The following is a 19,809-nucleotide window of genomic DNA, read 5'->3' on the forward strand; positions in this document are numbered from 1 at the left end:
TACAAGCCTGGCACGGACGTCGTCTTCTGCCGGCGACCCCGATCGAGCAGTTACTCGGCGGAATACATCGGCCTACAACAACTGGCGTTAATCGTGCGGGGCAGATGTTGGGCCCATGAAGCCCCGACGTGTTCGCTCTGGCTGATCAAGCGCTGGCATGTCGGGATGGGCTCACCCAGCGGGCGTGAACGTCAGGTGCAGTTCGGAAAGGCCGCGCAAGATGTAGGTCGGCTCATAGGTATAGCGGCGATCGCCGGGTGGGCCGTGTTTGGCTTCGTTGATCTTGATATCGGACATCCGGTCCAAAATCCGCTCGATCGAGACGCGGCCTTCCACCCGGGCCAGCGGTCCGCCGGGGCAGGAATGCACGCCGCGGGCAAACGCCATGTGCTCGCGGACGTTCTTGCGATCGAGCCGGAACTCGTGCGGATTCTCGAAGCGGCGCGGATCGCGGTTGGCCGCGCCCGGCAAAACCATCACGATGGCGCCGGCGGGAATGTCGACGCCGGCCACCGTGGTGGACCTGCGGGCCAGCCGGGAGTCACTTTTGACCGGACTCTCGAAGCGCAGCGACTCCTCGATGAACGCCGGAATCAAACTGCGGTCCTGGCGCAGCCGCTGCTGGATATCCGGGCGGTCACCGAGCACCTGTAGCGCCGCGGACAGCAGCTTGGCGGTGGTCTCCTGCCCGGCCGCGAACAGGAAGGTGGCCGAGCGCACCACCTCGATGACGTCGGGGGTGGATCCGTCCGGGTACTTTGCCGTCGCCAGCGCGGTCAGCACATCGTCGCGCGGCTCCCGGCGCCGGTCTTCGATGTAGGAGCAGAACTTCTCGTCAAGCCACTCCAGCGGGTTGATGCCGACCGACTCATGGTCGAGCGACCCAACCCGCGCCCCGGGACGATCGGCACCCAGCACGGTGCGGAACTGCTTGTGGTCTTCTTCGGGGACCCCGAGCAGGTCGGCGATCACCAGGGTGGCGAAGGGCTTGGAGTATTCGGCGATGAACTCACACTCACCCTCGGCGAGAAATTCCTCGAGCTGGCGGTCGGCCAGGCGCCACATGAAGTCTTCGTTTTCCTTCAGCCGGCTCGGCGTCAGCAGCCGGCTCAGCAGCGAGCGTGCCCGGGTGTGCTCCGGCGGGTCCATGGTCACCATGTGCTCGAACATCGGAAACTGGTCGCGGTGGGCGTCGATCAGGGGCGTGAGATCCTCCAAACCTGAGCCCTCGGGTTCGAAGGGCAGCGGCGGAAACGGCCCGCCCAGTGCCACGCAGTTCGAGAATGAGTCGGTGTCCTTATACACCGCGGTGGCTTCGTCATAGCCGGTGACGGCGAAGACGTTGTAATTCGGCAGCTTGAGCACCGGGTTTTTGCTGCGCAGATAGTCGAAGTAGGGGTGCGGATCGGGCACCAGGGACGGGTCGGTGAAGAAGTCGACCGATTCGAAGGTGGTCATGCTCTGCGTGCCTCCCGATGCCGGCTTGCTTAGTGGCGGCCAGACACGACGCCGCCGAGTGCGATAAGGTGCTAAGCACCTGCTTAGCATGGTCGGATTGCCGTGGTCAAGGTGACGTTGTCGGGCCTCGATACGATCGGCGGGTGCGACAAGCGAACGGAGTCATCTGATGACATCGGCGCGCAGGATCGGGGCGCCGGACGCCAAGAACCGCTCCGTGTTGCTCGACGCTGCCGAACAGTTGATGCTCGAAGAGGGTTATGCCGCAGTCACTTCGCGCCGGGTTGCACAGAAGGCTGCGCTCAAGCCGCAACTGGTTCACTACTACTTCCGGACGATGGACGATCTGTTCCTGGCCGCGTTTCGCCGTCGCGCCGAAGACGGGCTGCGCCTCCAGGCGCAGGCGCTGGACTCGCCGCAACCGTTGTGGGCGCTGTGGCGCTTCAGCACCGATCCCGCGGCCACCGCGCTGACGATGGAGTATGTGGCGCTGGCCAATCATCGCAAAGTGCTCAAAGCCGAAATTGGTTATTACGCTGAGCGTTTCCGTGAAGAGCAAACTAAGGCGCTGTCGATGGTTCTGGAGCGCTACGGCATTGATCCCGCGGAAGTGCCGCCGCTGGTGTGGTCAGTCCTTATGACCAGTATTTCTCGGGTGCTGGTGATGGAACAGGCCCTCGATGTGTCGCTCGGGCATCCCGAGACCGTGGCGTTCGTCGAGCGCTATCTGCGTCGACTGGAGGGCGAACCGTCAGTGGTTGCTGATTCCCCGCGGTCATGTCGATGAATTCAAGGCCGGCTGAACAAGTGCGCGAAACCCGACGTGACTGTCGGTTGCGTGAGCAAGCCCGCAGATATGCGGGTTCCGCCGAACCTCGCGGCGCACGTCACTGGCCGGTGTAGCCCCACATCTGAGCCGAGTTTCGCTCCCCGTTGGGAAAGGACACGAACTCGACGGGGGTACCGTCGGGGTCGCGCACGAAGAACATGCGCACACCGCCGATGTCGACCGGTTGCTGTTCGGGCTGGATGCCCGCGGCAGTGATCGCGGCCGCGGTGGCGTCGATGTCGCGGACGCTTAAGGAGACGTTCGGGCAACCGAGCTTGGCGTCGCGCCGCTGTGGTTGCAAATCGCGGTGAGCGAAATCAAGAAGCTCCACCACCGCGCCGCCGTGCATCACGGGCCCGGTTTCTCCGGTAACCGTTTCCATCGCCGGCACCTCGAGCTGGAGATCGAAGAATACCTCGAGGCCGAGCAGGTCGCGATAGAAAGCCAGAGACACTTCCATGTCCGACACCGCGATGCAGATGTGGGAGAGGCCAAGCAGTTCAATTGGTTTCCGCGTCATTGGGCAGATGTCCCTTCGGGTGCGCCGGCGAGCTGTGGGTCGTTGCGCCGAACCCCGTGGTAATAGCCCCAACCCACGACCAATGGCAGTAGTACCTTGTGAAACGTCCACGCGGAGAAGCGGAAAGCACGTCCGTGGGAGGTGTAGACCTCAAGTCCGTCGGGCAGGGGACCCAGCACCGAGCCCCATCGCCGGGCCGGAGGCTGGTAGTGACGCAGCGGTTTCCCGGCGAACGCGGCGCGCACATTGTGGGCCAGCAACGCGTCGGCCCGGTTCCGGGCCGAGGTGCGAAGCGGGTCGGTGGCTGCAACGTCGCCGACCGCGAACAGATCTGGATGACCGGGAACGCGCAAATCCGTTGTCACGCGGACGAAGCCGTGCTCGTCAAGCAGCTCCTCCGGCAGCCATCCTGTATTGGGCCGGACCCGGCCGACCGCCCACAGCACCGCGTTGGCTGATGCCGGCGGTTGCCCGGTGCTCCATCGCACCGGTTCGCTGGTGATCTGATCGCAGGCAAAGCCGGCGGGTATCACGGCTCGGTGGCGCGGATGGAGCCGCACGCCGAGGTCGGTGAGGCGCCCTGCGACGCGGTCCCAGGTCCGCGGGTGATGGTGGATGAGCGCCCGCTCCCCGGGGAAATACAGATCGACCCGTTTGTCCGGCCAGGTGGTAGCGAGCTGAGCGGCGCTGTTTGCCGCCGCGGCGCCACCGCCGATCACAATGAGCGATTCGGCGGTGGCCAGGCGCTCATGCGTCATGCGCAGTTCGGTGTCGACCTCGGTCGCCGTCTGCAGCGTGGGTTGGCGCCAAAACCCATTGGTCACACCGGTCGAGATCACCAAGGCGTCGTAGTGCTCGGCGACTTCCGATCCGTCGGCGCTGTGCGCGAACACCGTTCGGGTTGTCAGGTCGACCCTCGTCAGCGACGCATGGACGATTCGTACCCGGTCCAGGCCACGAAACCGGTCGAATGGGATCCAATTCACCCGTGCCCACTGTTCAGGGCGGCTGAGCCGCCAGCCCAGCTCTTGCCCGCTGAGCAACCCAGGTTTGGCCGATATTGCGACGACATCAGCGTGGCGAGCCAGTCGGATGGCCGCCAGGACACCGCTGTCACCGAGCCCGGCGACAACAACCCGCTTCCGGCTCACCACGTCAGTCCAGTTGCCAGTTCATGTTTTTGGCGAAGGCAAGCGCATCCGGGGAGATGGTGCCCAAGGCCTGGCAACGCTTGGTGTACTCGTGGACCATGGCCAGGAAGTTAAGCGGGTTGTATGCGTCCTCTTCGTAGCTCCACAGCCCGTTGCCGGCGTAGTGCAGCACCGTCAGGGTGGCGGCCTGATGGATGCTGCCGTCGCCGGGATCCTTCATACGGTTGAGAATCTTCCCGATGACCCAGCCTCGATCTTCGTCGATCGTGTACCACTGTGCTGGGTAGAACGGCATCTCGGAGCCAGGAAACACGCTCATCGTCGAGGCGATCCACTCGCGGATCCGTTCTCTGCCATGCATTTCGCCGTATACATGTTCCAGGTAGACGGCGTCCTCGGTAAACAGGTCGGCGTAGTGCGACCAGTCCGAGCTTCGTCCTATTTCGACGACCGCCTGGCTGTAGTCGCGGAACGCACGCTCGATCTCACCGCGTGACCACTGCCCCATCTGCTCCTCCGATCAGCTAGCGCCGTGCTCTTGTCTGAGGTCGGGCGGTTCGGCTGCGCCGCGGTTGCCAGCGGGGATGCAGCACAGCTTCCAACGCCTCAGACACCAGCACCTGAAGCGGCTGCCGATCCTCGGTGCCGGTACGCACCCATCGCTGAAACGCGAAATCTGCTGCGGCAAAAGCCAAGTGGACCAGCAAGGCGGGCCGGATGTCGTGCTCGGGGTCGGTTCGCATGCGGGCGGCAGTGAGTTTGACCAACCGGCTCTTGTCCTCCGGGGCCATGCTGACTTTCTCGAGCAGGTTGGGGGCGGCCAGGATGGCCGCACGCCATTGTTCTGTCTCGCTGTCGTGGAAGGCGCCAGTGCGGGCTTCGATTGCGCGCGCTAGCGCGACGTCGGGCGATTCCTCGCTGGGCCGCTGTTCGAGCAGCAACGCAATGGCCTCCCAACCCCGCCGTACCTGGTCTAGGAGCAGTTCTTCTTTGCTGGTGATGTGGCGAAAGAAGGTGCTGGGCGAAACACCCGCGGCGGCTGCGATCTGCTCGGTGGTGACATTGTCGAAGCCGTGAACGGCGAACAGCCGGTAGGCCGCCAATCGGATATCGGCGCGAATCTGTGCACGCTGGCGGTCTCGCAATGACGAGGGCTTGACGGGTGGGCTTTCCGCGGCGATGTCGTCGGTCATCGTACCGAGATGTCGAGCCGCCCGAACTGCGCGACGGTCGTGTCGACGAGATTGGTTACGTCCTCGTCGATCATCACGTCGGTAACCACCGCCAGCCCGGTGCGAACGGTCTGTTCGATTGGGCGCACGGTGTCATCCAGATGGGATTTCGCACGGGCGGCGACCACGACGTTGTCTCCCGCCTCGGCCGGCGCGACCGCGCTGCCGCGACCGATGCCGGCACCGCCGCCGGTGACGATGGCGACCTGATCGGTGATCCGCAGATCGTCGAGAATCACCGCACCGCCCCGGCGAGTCTGGGCGCGGGCCGCCCGGCGATCATCGGTAGATCGAGGTAGGTCTTGATGCCCGGGTCAGCGGCACACACATGCGGGATCGCGTGCACGCAGTGATTGGCGGTGGCCACGACGCCAGGGTTTCGCCGCAGGCCCTCGGCGATCGACTCCGGTTGCAAGCCTTTGACAATCAGTTCGACATCGGGGTCGCCGGTGATCTGAATCTCGAAGCGCTCACCGCGGTCGCCGAAGCTCCAGTTCGGGTCCAGGTGCTCTTCACCCATCAGCCAGTTGACCGCGGCGGTGATCACCGGCTGCCCGTCGACGAGAGCCTGCCAGCGGAAGCGACGCGCGGCCACCCTGCCGGGCTCGATCGTGAGGAAGCCCGCGTCGATGGGTGCGGTGGCCACCGCGACTTCCTGGGTCGACGAGAACGTCGGATCCCTGAATCCCAGATAGTCGGCCACCATCCACACCGAAGCCTTGAAACCCCTTTCCAGCAAGCTGGCCATCGGGCTGCCGGCGGCCTCCTCCGGCGTGGCGCCAAAGCCCATGATGTGACGCACCACATCGGGTGCGTTATAGGTGCGGATGTCGGAGAACTCCTCGGCCCGCACGTGTGTGATCGCCGTGGATAACGCCGAAATCATCAGCGGGAACTTCTCGGTGATCCCGCCGGGATGAATGCCGGAGCCATGCAACGTCACGCCACCGTCGAAACAGGCTCGCTCGATGGCTTTAACGCGCGGATCGGTTCGATCCGGGTACACCCAGCCCACAGGTGTGACGACGTTTTTCTCCGACCGCAGAATGGCTTTGACCTCGTCGTCGTTGGGAATCAGCGGCGCGTACACTATGCAGTCCGCATCAACCGCCAGGATGTCATCCTTGTTCGAGGTGGCCTTAACACCCAAGGGCTCGCGACCGAGGATCTCACCGACGTCGCGGCCATGCTTGTCGGCGCTGTAGACCCAACAGCCGGCCAATTCGAGGTCGGGATGATTGAGCACGGCCTCGATCGCCGCCTTGCCGACACCACCGGTCGCCCATTGGATCACTTTGAAGGCCTTGGTGTTTCGTGGGTCCATCGACCACCGTCCTACTCGAACCCAGACGCTTCGGCTAGCGACTCCTTGGTCAGGAGCCTATGGCGAGTTGACAGTGACTGTCAACGAGTCGGGCCAATTGCCCGCTCACATGCCATGCTGGGTCGGAAAAGCGCTGCTGATCAACGAAATACGCGCTTACCAGTGACGTATCGAGCAGAGGACACCCTTGGCTCCGTCTTTGGAGACGACAACGACCCCGTCGACGGCGAGTTTGCAGTGAAACATCGGCGTGCCGGGTTCGGTCCCGGTACTGGCGGTGAAAAACGCCCATTGATCGGGCTTGGCCAGGTCGAGCTCGTGGGTCCAGGGGGCATTGGGAGCAAGGTCGACTTTGACATTCGGGACGAACTGGTAGGGGTTGTGGCTGTAGTCGGAAAAGATCGGTGGCTCTTGATCGAGGTAGTAGATATCCGCGTAGATCGGGTGGTCGACCGTCAGCGTGTATTTGACGTGGTGCAGCACGGGATTCTCATCGGCGCGGGAGGTTGCCGTGGTGAGCCCGACGTTGGCCGCAACCAACCACATGGCCAACCCCAAGCCAAACAAGCCCTTTCGGATGGCTGTCATATCGCTCCTCCGGCTGTTCACCGCTGATTGGCGTTGCGGTTCATCACCCGCGCTGCGGCCTGCCAGTGCGCATCCGCGACCCACAGGCGCGCAAAGGATGTTATCGCTTCATCAGCCGGAACTCCGCTGATTACCCGCTTTACCTCGGCCGCCGGCCGGTTGGCCAGCGACCTGGCCAGCGATCGCCATCCCTCGTCGAAGGACGGCCGGGGCAACACCAGATCCACCAACCCGATGCGCTCGGCCTCCGCGGCCTCGAGCACCCGCCCGGTGCCCGCCAGCAGCAGCGCCCGGCTCTTTCCCACCAATGCCGCCAGCCGCTCGGCGCCGCCCCAAGCCGGCATGATTTGCAGTGCGACCTGGTTGAAGCCGATCTTGATGTCGTCGGCGGCCACCCGGATGTCGGCGGCGACCGCGACCTCGGCTCCGCCGCCGAGAGCATGACCGTTCAATGCGGCGATCACCGGGGCGGGAAAGCTTGCCAGCCGGTCGCAGATCGTGCGCATCCGCCTCGCCATGGCAGCCGCGTCGTCCTCGGTCGTGATGGCGCTAAGTTCTTTGAGGTCACCGCCTGAAACAAAGGCCCGGTCGCCGGCCCCGGTGACGACTAGCGCGCTTGCTCCCTCGGCCCCGTCAAGCGCCTTCTCCAGCTGCGCCATGGTGTCCAACGCGATGGCGTTACGGGCGTGCGGGCGATTGATCGTGAGCACAGCACATCCCCGGTCGAACTCCAGGTCCACCATGTGCCCGCGCTCCGTCTGGTGATATTGGCATTCTCTTTAATGGAGAATAGCATCACCATCTGCGGAACCGATCGTCTTGGGAGTCCCCGCCATGCGCAGCATCCCTGCCGAACTGGTCGAGCGCTACCAGCGCGAGGGATGGTGGACGCCGCACACTCTCGGCGACCTGCTGGCGCGCGGTCTGCGACGCGCTCCGCACACCGCGTTTCGGGTGCATTCCGCTGTGCGGCCATGGACCGGTACATTCCGCGACGTCGAGGCGGTGGCGCGCAGGCTTGCCGGCGGTTTGCGTGCCCGCGGTGTCGGCCCGGGCGATGTGGTCGCCTTCCAATTGCCGAACTGGATGGAGGCCGCCGCGGTGTTTTGGGCTGCCGCGTTCCTCGGTGCCGTGGTGGTCCCGATTGTTCACTTCTACGGTCGAAAAGAGTTGTCGCACATACTGTCTACGGCGCGACCGTGCGTGTTCGTGACTGCCGAGCGGTTCGGTCCAATGTGCTATCAGCCCGACCTGGCCGAAGCGGTCCCGATCGTCGGCGTGGTGGGCCGCGATTTCGACGAGCTGCTGGCTGCTGAACCGATGGTGGGCACCGTCGCGGCCGATCCGGCCGCCCCGGCGGTGATTGCGTTCACCTCCGGGACGACCAGTGATCCCAAGGGGGTCGTCCACACTCACCAGACGCTGGGGTGTGAGACGCGGCAGCTCTTCGAGGGATATCCGCCGAACCGCGCACCGCAGTTGACGGCGGCACCGGTAGGCCATTTCATCGGGATGCTCAGCGCGTTTCTGGTTCCAGTGCTGGAGGGCGCGGCCATCAACCTCTGCGACGCCTGGGATCCGAATCGTGTGCTTGCCCTGATGAAAAGCGACGGTCTGGCCATCGGGGGCGGTCCGCCCTACTTCTTTACCAGCGTGCTCGATCACCCCGACTTCACCGAGGAACACCTGCGCAGCATGCGGACCGCCGGTCTGGGCGGAGCTGCGATCCCCGCCGCGGTGACCCGGCGGCTGGCCGACAACGGCATCCACGTTTTCCGCTCCTACGGCAGCACCGAACACCCGTCGGTGACTCTGACGCCTCACGACGCACCGGCGGAAAAGCGGCTGTTCACTGATGGGCTGCCGCGGCCGGGTGTGGAAATCCGGCTGGCCGAGGACGGCGAGATCATCAGTCGGGGCCCCGATCTGTGTCTGGGCTATACCGACGAAGCGTTGACTGCGCGGGCCTTCGACGCCGACGGCTGGTACCGCACCGGCGATGTCGGTGTCCTCGACGAAGACGGCTACCTGACTGTCACCGACCGCAAGGCCGACATCATCATCCGCGGCGGCGAGAACATCAGCGCACTGGAGGTCGAAGAAGTCCTGCTGGCCATGCCAGCGGTCGCCGAAGCGGTGGTGGTGGCTGCCCCCGATGCCCGTCTGGGCGAGCATGCCGCCGCGGTGCTGCGCATCAGGTCCGGGTATGCGATGCCGACGCTGGCGGAGATCCGCGAGCACTTCGACCGGATGGGTGTGGCCCGGCAGAAATGGCCCGAGGAGCTGCACCAGGTCGACGACTACCCGCGTACCGCTAGCGGCAAGGTCCAGAAGCAACTGGTCCGTGAGGGCATTGCGGTATGCTCTAAGCGAGAATATCATTCTCCAAAATAGCAATGGAGGATCCATGTCGACGTCCGACCTGTCGTATCCGCTGTTCGACGCGGACAACCACCTGTACGAGACGCAGGATTCGCTGACCAAGTACCTGCCCAAGCAGTACAAGGACGCGATCCAGTACGTGCAGGTGAACGGTCGCACCAAGATCGCGGTCCGCGGGGTGATCAGCGACTACATCCCCAACCCGACCTTCGAGGTGGTGGCGCGCCCCGGAGCGATGGAGGAGTACTTCAAGCACGGCAACCCGGAGGGTAAGAGCCGGCGCGAGATTTTCGGCGAGCCGATGCGCTCGATTCCCGCATTTCGTGAGCCCGGCCCGCGGTTGGAGTTGATGGACGAGCTGGGTGTCGACCGCTCGCTGATGTTCCCGACGTTGGCCAGCCTTGTTGAGGAGCGCATGCGCGACGACCCCGAACTCATCCACGTGGTGGTGCACGCGCTGAACCAGTGGCTCGACGAGGTATGGGGTTTCAACTACAAGGGCCGTATTTTCACGGTCCCGGTGGTGACCCTGCCGATTGTCGAGAAGGCCATCGAGGAGCTTGAGTGGGTGGTTGGCCGCGGTGCCCGCGCGATCCTGGTCCGGCCAGCCCCGGTGCCCGGGTACCGTGGTCCGCGCTCGTTTGCCTTACCGGAGTTCGACCCGTTCTGGCAGCGCGTCGTCGAGCACGACGTGCTGGTGGCCATGCATTCGTCGGATTCCGGCTATGCCCGATACACGGCCGAATGGGATGGCACCGACAAGGAGATGCTGCCATTCCAGACGAATGCGTTCGCCATGCTCAACGAGTGGCGCCCGGTTCAGGATGCCGTGGCCTCCTGGGTGATTCACGGGGCTTTATTCCGGTTCCCGCAGTTGAAGGTCGCGGTGATCGAGAACGGGTCGAAGTGGCTGGCGCCGTTGCTGGATCAGCTGGCCGACGTGTACAAAAAGACGCCGGAGAGCTTCCTGGGCAATCCGGTTGAGGAGATCAAGAACCGCATCCACGTCAGCCCGTTCTACGAGGACGGGGTGAGCGACCTGATCGATCTGATTGGAGTGGACCGGGTGCTGTTCGGGTCTGACTACCCGCATCCGGAAGGGCTGGCCCAGCCACGTCACTTCGCCGACGCGCTCCAGCACCTGGACGTGGCCGATCAGGCCAAGATCATGGGCGGCAACTTGTCTCGACTCGTGTCGGTGTGACGACCGCGGCATGAGCTGGGCGACCATCCCGGAGATGGTCTTGAGTGCCGCAGACCGCTTCGGCGATGCCGAAGCGGTCGTCGACGGTTCGGTGCGGCTGAGCTTCGCGCAGTTGGTCGACCGGATCCGCTGCGCTGCAGGTGCATTTGCGGCAATCGGCATCGACAAGGGCGACCGGGTGGCCATCTGGGCACCCAACTGCGCCGAGTGGATCATCGCCGCATTCGGCCTGCTGACCGCGGGCGGAGTTTTGGTTCCGGTCAATACCCGCTTCAAGGAAGCCGAGGCCGCCGACATCATCAGTCGCAGCGGGGCCAAAGCCGTCCTGGTCGAAAAGGGCTTCCTCGGTCGGGAATTCGAGGTTCCTCCCGGGGTGCCCGCGATTGACCTGAAGTCGGACTTCCTTGCCAGCGGCTCGCCGTCGGAACGCGAGGTCAGTGCGCACGACATCGCCGACGTCATCTACACCTCGGGCACCACCGGTCGGCCCAAGGGCGTCATGATGAACCACGCGCAGACGCTGCGGAATTATGCGGACTGGTGCGAGCTAGCCGACCTGCGCGAAGGCGATCGGTATCTGATGGTCAACCCGTTTTTCCACACCTTCGGCTACAAAGCGGGCTGCATCGCGTCGCTGATCCGGGGCGCCACCATGATCCCGGTCGCGATCTTCGAAGTCGATCGTGTGCTCGAACTCATTGAACGCGAACGGGTTACCATGCTGCCCGGTCCGCCCACCCTGTATCACTCGCTGCTGGCGGCCCGCGGCAGGCGTGATTTGTCGTCATTGCGGGCGGCAGTGACCGGGGCGGCCGACATCCCGGTGGAGCTCGTTCGCCGGATGCGCAGCGAACTGCCTTTCCAGTCGATCATGACCGGCTACGGATTGACCGAAGCCGGAACGGTCACGGCATCGCGTCGTGGCGATTCGTTCGAGGAGATCGCGACGACCGCCGGCAGGCCGTGCGACGGGCTTGAGGTGCGCATCGCCGACGACGGCGAGATCCTGGTCCGCGGCTACAGCGTCATGCAGGGCTACCTCGACGACCCGGTGGCGACCGCCGAGGCGATCGACGACGAGGGCTGGCTGCATACCGGCGACCTGGGCAACTTGGACGAGGGTGGTCGGCTCCGCATCGTCGGGCGGAAGAAAGACATGTTCATCGTGGGCGGCTTCAACGCTTATCCGGCCGAGATCGAGGGTTTCCTGCTTGAGCACCCCGCCGTCGCGCAGGCCGCCGTGATCGGTGTACCGGACGAGCGGCTCGGGCAGGTGGGCAAGGCATTCATCGTCCGGAAAACCGCCGTGGAGGCTGACGAGTTGCTGAGCTGGTGCCGGGAGCGGATGGCGGGATTCAAGGTGCCGCGCTCGGTGCAGTTCGTCGAGGCATTGCCCGTGAACGCCACGGGCAAGGTGATGAAAGATGACCTGCGCTAGCGGGCGGGTGGACGCAAAGGCCCGGAGAACCCGCGTTGTGGTGGGGCCTTTGCGTCTGCCCGCGCGGCAACGGAGAATGCTCAGGTGACTGAGGACAAGACGCCGAGCACAGCTGCCGAAATTCTGGCGATGGCCGAGCAGGCCGAGGCAGAAGCCGCGGAAGCCGAGGCCCTTGCGGCGGCCGCGCGTGCCCGCGCCCGCGCCATTCAGCTGCGCCGGCAGGCCGAAGCCGCCGCCGAAGCCAGTGGAGCCGCCGATGTGCAACCGGAGGCATCCGCGACGGTCGAGCCGGCGAGCGAGCCTCAGGCACCCCCCATCGAGGACAGCACCGCCGACGCCGACGCTCCCGCCGGTGATGTGGGACAGGACAAGCCGGGATATATCCGGCGTTGGCGGCAGCGCATCAGGTTGTCCGTGGCGGCGACAGTCCTGGCCGCGATCGTCGTCCTCGCCGCGCTGGGCGGGAGCGTCTACATGATGCTGGAGCATCGCAATCTGACCCAGCAGCGTCAGCGCGCAGCCGAATTCGCCGCCGCCGCACGGCAGGGTGTCGTGACGCTGACCTCGCTGGACTTCAACCATGCCAAGCCCGATGTGCAGCGCATCATCGACAATTCCACCGGCTCATTTAAGGACGAATTCCAAAAGATGGCAGACGATTTCATCAAGGTGGTGGAACAGTCGAAGGTGGTCGAGAAGGGTACTGTCCAGGCGGTGGCAGTGGACTTGGACTCGATGACCAAGGATTCGGCGACGGCGCTGGTGGTGTCCAGATCGGAAGTTACGAATGCTGCAGGCGCAAAGGAGGATCCACGCAATTTCAGGCTGGTCGTGACGGTTGCGCGCGACGGTGATCAGCTCAAAATGTCGAAAGTCGAGTTTGTGCCGTGACCGCCGAAAAAACATCGACGGTCGACGGGGCCGCTGCGACCGCCCAGAAGGAACGGGGCGAGGAAGCGGCGGCACCGGGGCGCGCGCAGCGTCTCGCCCGCCGGGTGACGGAGCTGCTGCGCGCAAATGTCGTCTCACTGCTGGTCGCCTTGCTGGTGCTAGCCTCGGTGGCACTGGCGGCGTGGTTGTTCTATTTCCAATATCGGCCGGACCGGGCCACCGATGCCGCGGCAGCCAAGTCCGCGATTTCGGCTGCCACCGACGGGACCGTCGCGATCCTGTCGTATTCCCCCGATAGCCTCGACCGCGACTTTGCCACCGCTAAGTCACATCTGACCGGCGACTTCCTCTCGTACTACAACCAGTTCACCGATCAGATTGTTGCTCCCGCCGCCAAGCAGAAGTCGCTGAAGACCAGCGCAGTGGTGGTGCGTGCCGCGGTGTCGGAGATACATCCGGACTCGGCTGTGGTGTTAGTCTTTGTCAACCAAAGCACGGTCAGCAAGGACCGCCCCGACCCGGCTTTGACCTCCAGCAGCGTCTTGGTCACCTTGACCAAAGCCAAAGGGAAGTGGCTTATTTCGTCGTTCAATCCCGTCTAGGACTGCAGCCCGAGGGATGTCGACGATGACAAACGACCTGCAGTCCCTGGTACTCGCTTCCGACTATCGGGTGCCCGATCCGACACGCGTGTGGCCGTTGCTGCAGCGGCGCAAGTCGGCGCTCGCCGACATCGGCGCCCACCACGTTGTCGTGTACGCTTCGACCACCGAATATGGCCGCGTTCTGGTGACTATCGGTGTCCGCAATCGTGAGCCGATTGTCGACCTTTTGAGATCGCGGGTGTTCTTTGAGTGGTTCGACGCCGTCGGCGTCAAGGACATTCCGGCGGTCTTCGCGGGCGAGACTGTCGAACGGATTGAACTGACGCAGTCGTCACCCGCTGAGCCGCCGAGCGTCATTCTGGCGACCATGACGTCAGTGGCAGACGTGTCGACCTTGGTCGAACGGGTTCACCTCGCACGCGAAAGGTTCAAGGCTGCCGGCATCGAGAAGACATGGATATATCGAGCTTTCGACGATCCGCGGGAGGTGCTGATTCTGCAGCAGATCGACACCGATGCCAATGCGCAGCGGTGGATCGATCACCCGGATCCGGCAGCCGAGTGGATGGACGGTGCGGGAATGGGTGCCTATCCGCCGATCTTCGTCGGCCGCTTCCTCCACATGATGCGGATCGACGAGACGCGGTGATCGGATCAACCCATGTACGTGTGCCTGTGCAACGGCGTTACCAGCCAGACCGTGGCCGACGCCGTCGCGAACGGGGCGGTGACGACAAAGAAGGTGGCCGAGGCATGCGGGGCAGGCTCCGAATGCGGCCGCTGTCGGCACACCGTGCGGGCGATCATCACGTCCTCACGTACCGGATGCCAAGCGCAGCAACGATAGATGAAAAAGCTCAGCGGCGCGCACTGCCATCCGGGGAGGTGGGCCGGGCGAGTTCGGCGAGAAGGTCAGGGACGTCCAAGCGGGGGACGACGGCTTCGATGAACACCATCCGGTCCTGGTGCCGGGCGGCGGCGGTAAAGGCGTCGTCGAGCTCGCCACAGGTTTGCGCCCGGAACGTGAGTGCGTTCGTCACGCCCAGCGCACGCGGCACCTCAGCCCAACGCCAGCTCACAATGTCGTTGTAGGAAGCGTTCTTTCCGTGTATCGCCCGTTCTATGGTGTAACCATCGTTGTTGACCAGCACGATCACCGGTGCCAGCCCTTCGCGGGAGAAGACTCCGAGATCCTGGGCGGTCAGCTGCGCGGCGCCATCGCCGATCAGCAGCACCGGGCGGCGATCCCGGTGCGCCAGGCCGGCGCCGAGGGCCGCCGGCAGCGTATAGCCAATTGATCCCCACAGGGGCTGGCCGATGAATGTCACCCCCCGGGGCAGTCGGTGGCACGCCATCCCGTAAAACGAGGTGCCTTGGTCGGCGACCACCACGTTCCCCGGAGTCAGCGCCGCAGCAAGCCGGTCCCACAATATTTTTTGAGTGAGGGGCTGGTCTCGCGGCGGAGACTGCAAAGGGGCGCCGCCGGATGCGGGTGTGACCGGTGGCGACGTGATTCCACGTTCAGCGATAATCGTGGCCAGCGCTTCCAGTGCGGTCCCCATCTCCAGGGGCGCGAACACCTGGCCGGCCACGGTGCTCTGATCAACTCCGACGTCGATGGTTCGGGCCGGGTCGATGCGCTGGCTGAAGAAGCTGCTGACCATGTCGGTGAACACCACACCGGCGGTCACCAGGACCGGCGCCTCCTCGACCGCGCGGCGCACAGGCTCGGCGCTGGCCGCGCCCACATAGATGCCCAGGAAGTTCGGGTTGCTCTCGTCGACCAGGCTCTTTCCCCACATCAGGGTGGCGTGGGGGACCGCATCGGCCGACAGCAGCGCCTCGAGTTGCGGGATGGCGTCGAGGCGATGGACCAGATAATCCGCGAGCACGGTGACTTGATGGTCTCCGATGAGTTTGGTTGCGGCGTCGATGAATAGCGAAAGAGCACGTGGGCTGGTGCCGCCGGTATAGCGTGGCAGCGGCGCCTCCGGCGGTTCAGCCGGAAAGCGCGCGACGTCGGTGGCCATCAGGATATACCCGGGCTGTTTTTGTTCCCGTACCTCCGAAAGCACCCGATCGATTTCCCGGGTAGCCGTCGCAGGCATGAGCGTCGTTTGTGCACAGGTGATTTCGCGGCTGATCCGCAGGAAGTGCTCGAAGTCGCCGTCGCCGAGTGAATGATGCAGCGCCCGCCGTGTCCCCTGCGCGTCCTTGGACGGACCGCCGACAATATGCACCACTGGTACGTGTTCGGCGTAGCTGCCTGCGATCGCGTTGGCCGCTGACAGTTCGCCGACTCCGAACGTGGTGACCACTGCTGACATTCCACGCAGCCGCCCGTAACCGTCAGCGGCGTAGCCGGCGTTGAGCTCGTTGGCGTTGCCCACCCAGCGAAGACCGGGATGCGCGACGATGTGGTCGAGAAATTCAAGGTTGTAGTCACCGGGCACGCCGAAGATTTCGGAGACGCCGAGTTCGGTCAGGCGGTCGAGCAGATAGTCACCCACGGTGTAGGCACAGTGCTCAGTTCCATTCACGAAGACGACCGTACCCTCACCCGAAAACCACTCCGGGCATCGCGCCGCCTCGCTATGGTGCGGGCCATGGCAATCAGGGAAACTCGCGAAGTCGTCATCGAAGCAACCCCCGGGGAGATCCTCGACGTCATCGCTGATCTGGAATCGCTGCCCGAGTGGTCGTCGGCACATCAAAGCTCCGAAGTGGTCGAAAGGCGAGACGACGGTCGGCCCAAAGTGGCCCGGATGAAAGTCAGGGCGGCCGGCATCACCGATGAGCAGGTGGTCGCCTACACCTGGGGTGAGGGCATCGTGAGCTGGACGCTGGTCAGTGCCAGTCAACAGCGATCCCAGGACGCGGTGTACACGCTGACCCCGGAGGGCGACAAGACTCGGGTGAAGTTCGAGATCACCGTCGACCCGACGGTGCCGCTGCCGGGATTCCTGCTCAAACGAACCATCAAAGCAGTGATGGACACCTCGACCGAAGGACTGCGAAAGCGGGTGCTGAGCGTCAAGAAAGGCCGCGGTTGACCGGACCGCCGGCGGGGACGGAGCCGGCAGCCGGCGGCGAGGGGCATCGACAACCTGCCGGCCTGCCGCTGCGCTTGGCGAAAGCGGCTGGTACTCGCGGATTTGCCGCCGTGGAGTCGGCGTGTTGCTAGCTTGGTGGTAGTGGCCGTACGAGCATCCCGGGAAATCGTTATCGACGCGCCGCCCAACGTGATTATGGAAGCGCTCGCCGATATCAACACCCTGACGGCGTGGTCTCCGGTGCACAAACGGGTGGAAGTGCTGGACCGCTACGACGACGGCCGCCCCCACCATGTGAGGGCCACCATCAAGATCTTCGGGCTGGTGGACAACGAGATTCTCGAATATCACTGGGGCCCCGACTGGGTGGTCTGGGATGCCGAGGCAACGTTTCAACAGCATGGACAGCACGTGGAGTACACCCTCACGCGCGAGGGCGTCGACAAGACCCGGGTGCGCTTCGACATCACGGTCGAACCGTCGGGACCGATTCCCGAGTTCCTCGTCAAACGGGCCAGCAACATCGTGTTGGCCACCGCGACCGAGGGGCTGCGCGAGCGGGTTACGGGTCGGGCGAAGGACGCCCGTGAGCCGCAGTAGCGCTTCGGTCGCGTAGCGCCGTCAGCCGGCGGATCGCCTCGTCGAGGGTGTCATCCCGTTTGGCAAATGTGAACCGCACCAGGTGATTCCAGAGCCTGGCAGGCTCGCCGTCGGGGTCGCAGAAGGCCGACATCGGGATCGCGGCCACCCCGACCTTCCCGGGCAGCGCGGCACAGAACGCGGTGCTGTCGTCATAGCCCAATGGACGGGGATCCGCGCACAGGAAGTAGGTGCCCGAACTGTCGTGGACGTCGAAGCCCACTTCGGCCAGTGCGCTCGCCAGTCGGTCACGCCTGGCCTGCAACGCGGTGCGCAGTGCGGCCACCCAGGCCTCTTCGTTATTGAGCGCCTCAGCCACCGCCGGCTGGAACGGGGCGCCGCCGACGTAGCTCAGATACTGCTTGGCTGCCCGTACCCCGGCGATGAGATCGGATGGGCCGCAAGCCCATCCGATCTTCCAGCCGGTGCAATTGAACATCTTGGCGGCACTGGAGATGGTGACGGTACGTTCGGCCATTCCTGGGAAGGTGCCCGGGGGCAGGTGCCGGCGGCCGTCATACACCAGGTGCTCGTACACCTCGTCGGAGATGACCAGCAGGTTCGCCTCGACGGCGATTTCCGCGACGGCCGCCAGCTCGGCATGCGTGAGCACCATGCCGGTGGGGTTGTGCGGTGAGTTGAGTATCAGCGCTTTGGTGCGCGGCGTCACCGCGCGGCGCAGCGCGTCGACGTCCAGCGCGAAGCCGCGGCCATCCAACACCAGTGGGACGACAACCCGCCGCGCCCCGGCCATCGCCACCACCGGCGAGTAGGAGTCGTAGAAGGGCTGGATCAAGATCACCTCATCGCCCGGCTCGACCAGTCCGAGCACCGCCGCGGCGATGGCTTCGGTCGCGCCGACCGTCACCAGCACTTCGGTGTCCGGATCGTAGTCGACGCCGTAGTGCCGTTTGCGATGCGCGGCGATGGCGTGGCGTAGCGGCGCCATCCCGATCCCCGGCGGGTACTGGTTGACCCCCCGCGCGATGGCATCCTGCGCGGCCCTGAGCATCCCGGGTGGGCCGTCCTCATCGGGAAAACCCTGCCCGAGGTTCACTGCGCCGATCCTGGCGGCCAGCGCAGACATTTCGGCAAACACCGTGGTCGCATATGGCCGCAGTCGCGACACCGTCATGGTCCTTCAGCCTAGGACGTCCAGGACGCCGGGCGTCGGGTATGCCGAGCGCCGGAGCGGCAGGCCATCGCCCAACCAACAGGTTGATCGGCGGATTTGTTAGGGTGGCGGGCAATACCCGCTGCGGCTAGTGAAGAGGAACCAGCCATGTCCGAAGAAGCCTTCATCTACGAGGCGATCCGTACTCCGCGCGGCAAGCAGAAAAACGGCTCGCTCCATGAGGTCAAGCCACTCGACCTAATCGTCGGCCTCATCAACGAGCTGCGCCGCCGCTTCCCCGACCTCGACGAGAACATGATCAGTGACGTCATCCTGGGCGTGGTGTCGCCGGTCGGTGACCAGGGCGGCGACATCGCCCGCACCGCGGTGCTGGCCGCAGGGTTGCCCGACACCACCGGCGGGGTGCAGCTCAACCGGTTCTGCGCGTCCGGGCTCGAGGCGGTGAACACCGCTGCGCAAAAGGTGCGTTCCGGCTGGGACGACCTGGTGCTCGCCGGCGGTGTGGAGTCGATGAGCCGGGTGCCGATGGGTTCCGACGGTGGCGCCATGGCGCTCGACCCGGCCACCAACTACGACGTCGGGTTCGTGCCGCAGGGCATCGGTGCCGACCTAATCGCCACCCTGGAGGGTTTCTCCCGCGAGGACGTCGACGCCTACGCGTTGCGCAGCCAGCAGCGCGCCGCCGCGGCCTGGTCCGGTGGCTACTTCGCCAAGTCGGTGGTGGCAGTCCGCGACCAGAACGGGCTGCTGATCCTCGACCACGACGAGCACATGCGGCCCGATACCACGATGGAGGGGCTGGCCAAACTGAAGCCGGCCTTCGAAGGCATTGCGGCGCTCGGCGGTTTCGACGATGTGGCGCTGCAGAAGTATCACTGGGTGGAAAAGATCAACCACGTCCACACCGGCGGCAACAGCTCCGGGATCGTCGACGGCGCCGCGCTGGTGCTCATCGGATCCGAAGCCGCGGGCAAGTCGCAGGGCCTCACGCCGCGGGCCCGCATCGTGGCCACCGCCACCAGCGGCGCCGAGCCGACGATCATGCTCACCGGGCCGACGCCAGCCACCCGCAAGGTGCTCGACCGGGCCGGCCTGAGGATCGACGACATCGACCTGTTCGAGCTCAACGAGGCGTTCGCCTCGGTGGTACTGAAGTACCAAAAGGATCTCAACATCCCCGACGAGAAGCTCAACGTCAACGGCGGTGCGATCGCGATGGGCCACCCGCTGGGCGCCACCGGCGCGATGATCCTGGGCACCATGGTCGACGAGCTGGAGCGACGGGGGGCGCGACGCGCATTGGTCACGTTGTGCATCGGCGGCGGCATGGGTGTCGCCACCATCATCGAGAGGGTTTAAG

Annotated in this window: 22 protein-coding genes; 11 read left to right on the forward strand and 11 right to left on the reverse strand. The window is 64.8% G+C overall.

Annotated elements, in window-relative coordinates; all coding sequences use genetic code 11:
• Positions 1-171: 171 nt before the first annotated feature.
• Positions 172-1,458, reverse strand: coding sequence for a cytochrome P450 (locus MHEC_RS04575; RefSeq protein WP_048890058.1), 1,287 nt, complete (start codon positions 1,456-1,458; stop codon positions 172-174).
• A 169-nt stretch (positions 1,459-1,627) separates the two neighbouring features.
• On the opposite strand from MHEC_RS04575, the gene MHEC_RS04580 reads away from it, so the two are divergent.
• The gene (locus tag MHEC_RS04580; protein WP_048890057.1) at positions 1,628-2,245 is read left to right on the forward strand and encodes a TetR/AcrR family transcriptional regulator; all 618 of its coding nucleotides are present in this window, start codon (positions 1,628-1,630) and stop codon (positions 2,243-2,245) included.
• A 100-nt stretch (positions 2,246-2,345) separates the two neighbouring features.
• Here MHEC_RS04580 and MHEC_RS04585 read toward each other — a convergent pair whose 3' ends face one another.
• The 8 genes from MHEC_RS04585 to MHEC_RS04620 all read right to left on the reverse strand — a co-directional run bounded on the left by MHEC_RS04585 (position 2,346) and on the right by MHEC_RS04620 (position 7,845).
• The gene (locus tag MHEC_RS04585; protein ID WP_048890056.1) at positions 2,346-2,807 is read right to left on the reverse strand and encodes a VOC family protein; all 462 of its coding nucleotides are present in this window, start codon (positions 2,805-2,807) and stop codon (positions 2,346-2,348) included.
• On the reverse strand, positions 2,804-3,958 hold the full coding sequence (locus MHEC_RS04590) for an FAD-dependent oxidoreductase (protein WP_048890174.1): 1,155 nt from the start codon (positions 3,956-3,958) through the stop codon (positions 2,804-2,806). Before MHEC_RS04590 ends, MHEC_RS04585 begins: the two co-directional genes overlap by 4 nt.
• Positions 3,959-3,962: 4 nt before the next feature.
• Positions 3,963-4,466 carry a nuclear transport factor 2 family protein gene (locus MHEC_RS04595; protein ID WP_048890055.1) on the reverse strand — a complete coding sequence of 168 codons (504 nt, stop codon included), beginning with the start codon at positions 4,464-4,466 and terminating at the stop codon, positions 3,963-3,965.
• Between the two features lie 16 nt (positions 4,467-4,482).
• On the reverse strand, positions 4,483-5,151 hold the full coding sequence (locus tag MHEC_RS04600; RefSeq protein ID WP_048890054.1) for a TetR/AcrR family transcriptional regulator: 669 nt from the start codon (positions 5,149-5,151) through the stop codon (positions 4,483-4,485).
• Positions 5,148-5,429, reverse strand: a complete 282-nt coding sequence (locus MHEC_RS04605; RefSeq protein WP_053093966.1) for an SDR family NAD(P)-dependent oxidoreductase — start codon at positions 5,427-5,429, stop codon at positions 5,148-5,150. Before MHEC_RS04605 ends, MHEC_RS04600 begins: the two co-directional genes overlap by 4 nt.
• Positions 5,426-6,514, reverse strand: a complete 1,089-nt coding sequence (locus MHEC_RS04610) for an NAD(P)H-dependent amine dehydrogenase family protein (protein ID WP_048890053.1) — start codon at positions 6,512-6,514, stop codon at positions 5,426-5,428. The genes MHEC_RS04605 and MHEC_RS04610 overlap by 4 nt, the downstream gene beginning before the upstream one ends.
• A gap of 156 nt (positions 6,515-6,670) precedes the next feature.
• Positions 6,671-7,060: a hypothetical protein gene (locus MHEC_RS04615; RefSeq protein ID WP_048890172.1), complete on the reverse strand. Its 390-nt coding sequence runs from the start codon at positions 7,058-7,060 to the stop codon at positions 6,671-6,673.
• Positions 7,061-7,119: 59 nt separating this feature from the next.
• Positions 7,120-7,845: an enoyl-CoA hydratase/isomerase family protein gene (locus tag MHEC_RS04620; protein WP_048890052.1), complete on the reverse strand. Its 726-nt coding sequence runs from the start codon at positions 7,843-7,845 to the stop codon at positions 7,120-7,122.
• Between the two features lie 91 nt (positions 7,846-7,936).
• On the opposite strand from MHEC_RS04620, the gene MHEC_RS04625 reads away from it, so the two are divergent.
• The 7 genes from MHEC_RS04625 (at position 7,937) to MHEC_RS04655 (ending at position 14,469) form a co-directional block, all read left to right on the forward strand.
• On the forward strand, positions 7,937-9,496 hold the full coding sequence (locus MHEC_RS04625; RefSeq protein ID WP_048890051.1) for an AMP-binding protein: 1,560 nt from the start codon (positions 7,937-7,939) through the stop codon (positions 9,494-9,496).
• 13 nt (positions 9,497-9,509) lie between these two features.
• A complete protein-coding gene (locus tag MHEC_RS04630; RefSeq protein ID WP_048890050.1) occupies positions 9,510-10,688 on the forward strand; it encodes an amidohydrolase family protein in 1,179 nt (392 codons plus the stop codon).
• 10 nt (positions 10,689-10,698) lie between these two features.
• Positions 10,699-12,126 (forward strand): FadD3 family acyl-CoA ligase, encoded by a 1,428-nt coding sequence (locus tag MHEC_RS04635; RefSeq protein WP_071700237.1) that lies wholly within the window; start codon positions 10,699-10,701, stop codon positions 12,124-12,126.
• A gap of 129 nt (positions 12,127-12,255) precedes the next feature.
• The gene (locus tag MHEC_RS04640; RefSeq protein ID WP_236591471.1) at positions 12,256-13,017 is read left to right on the forward strand and encodes a hypothetical protein; all 762 of its coding nucleotides are present in this window, start codon (positions 12,256-12,258) and stop codon (positions 13,015-13,017) included.
• Complete coding sequence (locus MHEC_RS04645) at positions 13,014-13,619, forward strand: hypothetical protein (RefSeq protein ID WP_048890048.1); 606 nt, start codon at positions 13,014-13,016, stop codon at positions 13,617-13,619. The genes MHEC_RS04640 and MHEC_RS04645 overlap by 4 nt, the downstream gene beginning before the upstream one ends.
• A gap of 25 nt (positions 13,620-13,644) precedes the next feature.
• Positions 13,645-14,271: a hypothetical protein gene (locus MHEC_RS04650; protein ID WP_048890047.1), complete on the forward strand. Its 627-nt coding sequence runs from the start codon at positions 13,645-13,647 to the stop codon at positions 14,269-14,271.
• 12 nt (positions 14,272-14,283) lie between these two features.
• Positions 14,284-14,469 (forward strand): (2Fe-2S)-binding protein, encoded by a 186-nt coding sequence (locus MHEC_RS04655; RefSeq protein WP_071700236.1) that lies wholly within the window; start codon positions 14,284-14,286, stop codon positions 14,467-14,469.
• 10 nt (positions 14,470-14,479) lie between these two features.
• On the opposite strand, the gene MHEC_RS04660 is transcribed toward MHEC_RS04655, so the two are convergent.
• On the reverse strand, positions 14,480-16,162 hold the full coding sequence (locus MHEC_RS04660; RefSeq protein ID WP_048890046.1) for an alpha-keto acid decarboxylase family protein: 1,683 nt from the start codon (positions 16,160-16,162) through the stop codon (positions 14,480-14,482).
• A 66-nt stretch (positions 16,163-16,228) separates the two neighbouring features.
• Here MHEC_RS04660 and MHEC_RS04665 point away from each other — a divergent pair, with 66 nt between their 5' ends.
• Complete coding sequence (locus tag MHEC_RS04665) at positions 16,229-16,675, forward strand: SRPBCC family protein (protein ID WP_048890170.1); 447 nt, start codon at positions 16,229-16,231, stop codon at positions 16,673-16,675.
• Between the two features lie 141 nt (positions 16,676-16,816).
• Positions 16,817-17,275, forward strand: coding sequence for an SRPBCC family protein (locus tag MHEC_RS04670; RefSeq protein ID WP_071700235.1), 459 nt, complete (start codon positions 16,817-16,819; stop codon positions 17,273-17,275).
• Here MHEC_RS04670 and MHEC_RS04675 read toward each other — a convergent pair.
• A complete protein-coding gene (locus tag MHEC_RS04675) occupies positions 17,238-18,449 on the reverse strand; it encodes a pyridoxal phosphate-dependent aminotransferase (RefSeq protein ID WP_048890044.1) in 1,212 nt (403 codons plus the stop codon). The genes MHEC_RS04670 and MHEC_RS04675 overlap by 38 nt on opposite strands.
• Positions 18,450-18,596: 147 nt before the next feature.
• Here MHEC_RS04675 and MHEC_RS04680 point away from each other — a divergent pair, with 147 nt between their 5' ends.
• Positions 18,597-19,808: an acetyl-CoA C-acetyltransferase gene (locus MHEC_RS04680; protein WP_048890043.1), complete on the forward strand. Its 1,212-nt coding sequence runs from the start codon at positions 18,597-18,599 to the stop codon at positions 19,806-19,808.
• Position 19,809 lies beyond the last annotated feature (1 nt).

Origin of the sequence: Mycobacterium heckeshornense, assembly GCF_016592155.1 — a bacterium.
In the GTDB taxonomy this organism is placed as follows: Bacteria; Actinomycetota; Actinomycetes; order Mycobacteriales; family Mycobacteriaceae; genus Mycobacterium; species Mycobacterium heckeshornense.

Excerpts from the sequence above, each read along its gene's own strand:
- MHEC_RS04575 (WP_048890058.1), bottom strand. The coding sequence starts at position 1,458 with ATGACCACCTTCGAATCGGTCGACTTCTTCACCGACCCGTCCCTGGTG.
- MHEC_RS04580 (WP_048890057.1), top strand. The coding sequence starts at position 1,628 with ATGACATCGGCGCGCAGGATCGGGGCGCCGGACGCCAAGAACCGCTCC.
- MHEC_RS04585 (WP_048890056.1), bottom strand. The coding sequence starts at position 2,807 with ATGACGCGGAAACCAATTGAACTGCTTGGCCTCTCCCACATCTGCATC.
- MHEC_RS04595 (WP_048890055.1), bottom strand. The coding sequence starts at position 4,466 with ATGGGGCAGTGGTCACGCGGTGAGATCGAGCGTGCGTTCCGCGACTAC.
- MHEC_RS04600 (WP_048890054.1), bottom strand. The coding sequence starts at position 5,151 with ATGACCGACGACATCGCCGCGGAAAGCCCACCCGTCAAGCCCTCGTCA.
- MHEC_RS04610 (WP_048890053.1), bottom strand. The coding sequence starts at position 6,514 with ATGGACCCACGAAACACCAAGGCCTTCAAAGTGATCCAATGGGCGACC.
- MHEC_RS04615 (WP_048890172.1), bottom strand. The coding sequence starts at position 7,060 with ATGTGGTTGGTTGCGGCCAACGTCGGGCTCACCACGGCAACCTCCCGC.
- MHEC_RS04620 (WP_048890052.1), bottom strand. The coding sequence starts at position 7,845 with ATGGTGGACCTGGAGTTCGACCGGGGATGTGCTGTGCTCACGATCAAT.
- MHEC_RS04625 (WP_048890051.1), top strand. The coding sequence starts at position 7,937 with ATGCGCAGCATCCCTGCCGAACTGGTCGAGCGCTACCAGCGCGAGGGA.
- MHEC_RS04630 (WP_048890050.1), top strand. The coding sequence starts at position 9,510 with ATGTCGACGTCCGACCTGTCGTATCCGCTGTTCGACGCGGACAACCAC.
- MHEC_RS04635 (WP_071700237.1), top strand. The coding sequence starts at position 10,699 with ATGAGCTGGGCGACCATCCCGGAGATGGTCTTGAGTGCCGCAGACCGC.
- MHEC_RS04640 (WP_236591471.1), top strand. The coding sequence starts at position 12,256 with ATGGCCGAGCAGGCCGAGGCAGAAGCCGCGGAAGCCGAGGCCCTTGCG.
- MHEC_RS04650 (WP_048890047.1), top strand. The coding sequence starts at position 13,645 with ATGACAAACGACCTGCAGTCCCTGGTACTCGCTTCCGACTATCGGGTG.
- MHEC_RS04655 (WP_071700236.1), top strand. The coding sequence starts at position 14,284 with ATGTACGTGTGCCTGTGCAACGGCGTTACCAGCCAGACCGTGGCCGAC.
- MHEC_RS04665 (WP_048890170.1), top strand. The coding sequence starts at position 16,229 with ATGGCAATCAGGGAAACTCGCGAAGTCGTCATCGAAGCAACCCCCGGG.
- MHEC_RS04675 (WP_048890044.1), bottom strand. The coding sequence starts at position 18,449 with ATGACGGTGTCGCGACTGCGGCCATATGCGACCACGGTGTTTGCCGAA.
- MHEC_RS04680 (WP_048890043.1), top strand. The coding sequence starts at position 18,597 with ATGTCCGAAGAAGCCTTCATCTACGAGGCGATCCGTACTCCGCGCGGC.